Source organism: Aliishimia ponticola, assembly GCF_004803475.1.
Lineage (GTDB): Bacteria > Pseudomonadota > Alphaproteobacteria > Rhodobacterales > Rhodobacteraceae > Aliishimia > Aliishimia ponticola.
In genome coordinates this window covers 2,501-6,452 of record NZ_SRKY01000011.1, presented here as the reverse complement: position 1 = coordinate 6,452, position 3,952 = coordinate 2,501, and the positions used below count along the sequence as shown (strand labels likewise).

Sequence of the window (3,952 nt, the reverse complement as noted above, 5' to 3'; positions counted from 1 at the left end):
TTGGTTGCGGGAGCAGGATTTGAACCTGCGACCTTCAGGTTATGAGCCTGACGAGCTACCGGGCTGCTCCATCCCGCGCCAAATTCACCTCTAATTTGGTTATGAGGTGGTATCGTAAGAGAGATACGTATTATCTCGGCGGCTTTTTAGGTTTGGCGGTGACCTACTCTCCCACATCTTAAGATGCAGTACCATCGGCGCTACAGCACTTAACGGCCGGGTTCGGGATGGGACCGGGTGTTTTGCTTGCGCTATGACCACCAAACCGAAAAAACCGTCGAGATTTCCAAGTCATGTACGCTGTGTTTGCGTATGCTTTTGATTGTCTAGTATTAGCCTGGCTATTACTGGATCAAATCAAGCCTATCGGGCAATTAGTACCGGTCAACTGAACGCATTGCTGCGCTTACATCTCCGGCCTATCGACGTGGTGGTCTACCACGGCCCTCAGGGATACCTTGTTTTGAGGGGGGCTTCCCGCTTAGATGCCTTCAGCGGTTATCCTGTCCGATCATAGCTACCCTGCACTGCTGCTGGCGCAACAACAGGTCCACCAGTGGATCGTTCACCCCGGTCCTCTCGTACTAGGGGCAACTCCTCTCAAGTATCCTACACCCACGGAAGATAGGGACCGAACTGTCTCACGACGTTCTAAACCCAGCTCACGTACCTCTTTAAACGGCGAACAGCCGTACCCTTGGGACCTGCTCCAGCCCCAGGATGAGATGAGCCGACATCGAGGTGCCAAACACTGCCGTCGATATGGACTCTTGGGCAGTATCAGCCTGTTATCCCCGGCGTACCTTTTATCCGTTGAGCGATGGCCCTTCCACTTGGGACCACCGGATCACTATGGCCGTCTTTCGACTCTGCTCGACTTGTCAGTCTCGCAGTCAGGCTGGCTTCTGCCATTGCACTCAACGAGCGATTTCCGACCGCTCTGAGCCAACCTTCGCGCGCCTCCGTTACGCTTTAGGAGGCGACCGCCCCAGTCAAACTACCCGCCACACAGGGTCCCGGATCCGGATAACGGACCGCGGTTAGACAACAAGCAGAACAAGGTTGGTATCTCAAGGGTGGCTCCACAGAGACTGGCGTCCCTGCTTCGAAGCCTACCAACTATCCTGCACATGTTGTGCCTGTTGCCAGTGTGAAGCTGTAGTAAAGGTGCACGGGGTCTTTCCGTCTAACCGCGGGGAACCTGCATCTTGACAGGTAATTCAATTTCGCTGAGTCGATGTTGGAGACAGCGGGGAAGTCGTTACGCCATTCGTGCAGGTCGGAACTTACCCGACAAGGAATTTCGCTACCTTAGGACCGTTATAGTTACGGCCGCCGTTTACCTGGGCTTCAATTCAGAGCTCTCACTCCTCCTTTTAACCTTCAGGCACCGGGCAGGCGTCAGACCCTATACGTCGTCTTGCGACTTCGCAGAGCCCTGTGTTTTTAGTAAACAGTCGCCACCCCCTGGTTTGTGCCCCCAGCCAAAACTTGCGTTGAAACTGGGCCTCCTTCTCGCGAACTTACGGAGGTATTTTGCCGAGTTCCTTCAACATCGTTCTCTCAAGCGCCTTGGTATTCTCTACCAGTCCACCTGTGTCGGTTTAGGGTACGATCTAATAGGAGGGCTATTTCCAGGGACCAATAAGCAGCCCATTCAATCCGATAAGGATGAACTACCTTCTTGATCCGTCACCACTCCATGGCCCAGGAATATTAACCTGGTTCCCATCGACTACGCCTTTCGGCCTCGCCTTAGGGGTCGGCTTACCCTGCTCAGATTAGCTTTAAGCAGGAACCCTTGGACTTTCGGCGAGAGTGTCTCTCACACTCTTTGTCGCTACTCATGTCATCATTCTCGCTAGTGATCTCTCCACCGGATCCCTCACAGGCCGGCTTCACAGAAAGTTCCCTGCGTCCAATATCCCCGAAGGGATCAAGGACGCTTGGAACTATGTCACACTACGCTCCGCTACCATGCCTTACGGCATCCTAAGCTTCGGCTCATGGCTTGAGCCCCGTTACATCTTCGCCGCAGGACAACTTATTTAGACCAGTGAGCTGTTACGCTATCTTTAAAGGATGGCTGCTTCTAAGCCAACCTCCTGGTTGTTTTGGTCGTCCCACCTGCTTTCCCACTTAGCCATGAATTAGGGGCCTTAGCTGTAGGTCAGGGTTGTTTCCCTCTCCACGACGGACGTTAGCATTCGCCGTGTGTCTGCCATCTAGTACTCCCGGGTATTCGGAGTTTGGTTAGGATCAGTAAGCCTGTGGGGCCCCATTACCCATCCAGTGCTCTACCCCCCGGGGTATTCGGATGACGCTCTACCTAAATAGATTTCGCGGAGAACCAGCTATCTCCGAGTTTGATTGGCCTTTCACCCCTAGGCACAACTCATCCCGACCTTTTTCAACAGGTGTGGGTTCGGACCTCCAGTAAGTGTTACCTTACCTTCATCCTGGTCATGCCTAGATCACTCGGTTTCGGGTCTGATCCATCTAACTCATTCGCCCTATTAAGACTCGCTTTCGCTGCGCCTACACCTAACGGCTTAAGCTTGCTAGATAGACCAAGTCGATGACCCATTATACAAAAGGTACGCCGTCACAAGACTGGACACTTATGGCAACCTATCTGATCGGGATGCTCACCCGAACTTGAACCGTTTCCACGCCGGGGTTGTCGCTGTAGATCCCCGCATTCGAACGGTGATCGTAGCTGATACCATAGCGCCATCCGGCCGCGTTTTCATATCCCAGCTCAAGACCCGATCGAAAGATGATCGGTCCGCCAAGATCAAAACCGCCATTGTCGCTGTAAAGACCAGGCATCGTGTGGAACTGTGCAAACATCCCGCTGCGACCGAAGTCGTAGGTGTATGTCGCGCCATATCCCAACCATGTTTCGCCCTCCTCACCGACGGAAACGCCGATGGTTTGGCCGAATGGCCCGATCTTCCGACCGAAGTCATAGCGGAGGTAAACCTCAGCTTGCGATGTCGCGTTCCGATCAAGAACCTCACCACCGGATATCGATATCCGCGGCTCCGTTTCAGATCGTCCCAGACATCCCGTTTCGCTGCCGCAGGTACTGCTTCCCATCTCGATCGCGCCGAGTAGAAAGGTTAGTGCTGCAAAGGTTCCGTCCGCCATGTCTTGCCCCCCGTTTGTTGAGGACAAGATGTGGTTCAGATTGTCATAAGAGTCCAGTCAAGCTCCGACTGATTGTAAGCGTTCGGTTTCAGGTACTGTTTCACTCCCCTCGTCGGGGTGCTTTTCACCTTTCCCTCACGGTACTGGTTCGCTATCGGTCAGCAAGGAGTACTTAGCCTTCGAAGGTGGTCCTCCGATCTTCAGACAGAATTTCACGTGTTCCGCCCTACTTAATACGTCCTATCATGCTTCTTATACGGGACTGTCACCCACTATGGTTGGCCATTCCAGACCATTCTAATCACACTCAAGGCTCGGCTGGTCCCCGTTCGCTCGCCGCTACTAGGGGAGTATCAATTGATTTCCTTTCCTCCGGGTACTTAGATGTTTCAGTTCCCCGGGTTTGCTCTTAAAACCCTATGTATTCAGGTAATAAGTACCTGTTTCAGCCAATTATGAACCGCTCGAAAGCAATCATAATCAACTGTCAGGTGGGTTGCCCCATTCAGAGATCCGTGGATCAAAGCCTATTCTCGGCTCCTCACGGCTTATCGCAGAGTATCACGTCTTTCATCGCCTCTTGCTGCCAAGGCATCCACCAAACGCCCTTCTCGCGCTTGATTTGATCCAGAAAAAGCAAGGCTTGCGCTTTGCACGGCCACACGCTGGTTCGAGTGCAGCCCTTATTCTGGATCAAAAGCATACTTTCCCGCTCCTGCCGATGTCGGTCGGCAGGAACTGTGCGCCACTCGCGTGACGCACGGGTTAGTGTACTTGACTTGGACAACATCTGTTCGTT

At 53.2% G+C, this 3,952-nt stretch carries 1 tRNA gene and 2 rRNA genes; all 3 read right to left on the bottom strand.

Annotation, left to right across the window (positions count from 1 at the left end):
* Position 1: 1 nt before the first annotated feature.
* The 3 genes from E4Z66_RS19490 to E4Z66_RS19480 all read right to left on the bottom strand — a co-directional run bounded on the left by E4Z66_RS19490 (position 2) and on the right by E4Z66_RS19480 (position 3,776).
* Positions 2-78 (bottom strand) — tRNA-Met (locus E4Z66_RS19490).
* A gap of 72 nt (positions 79-150) precedes the next feature.
* A 5S ribosomal RNA gene (gene rrf, locus E4Z66_RS19485) occupies positions 151-265 on the bottom strand.
* An 88-nt stretch (positions 266-353) separates the two neighbouring features.
* Positions 354-3,776 (bottom strand): 23S ribosomal RNA (locus E4Z66_RS19480).
* Positions 3,777-3,952: the final 176 nt, after the last annotated feature.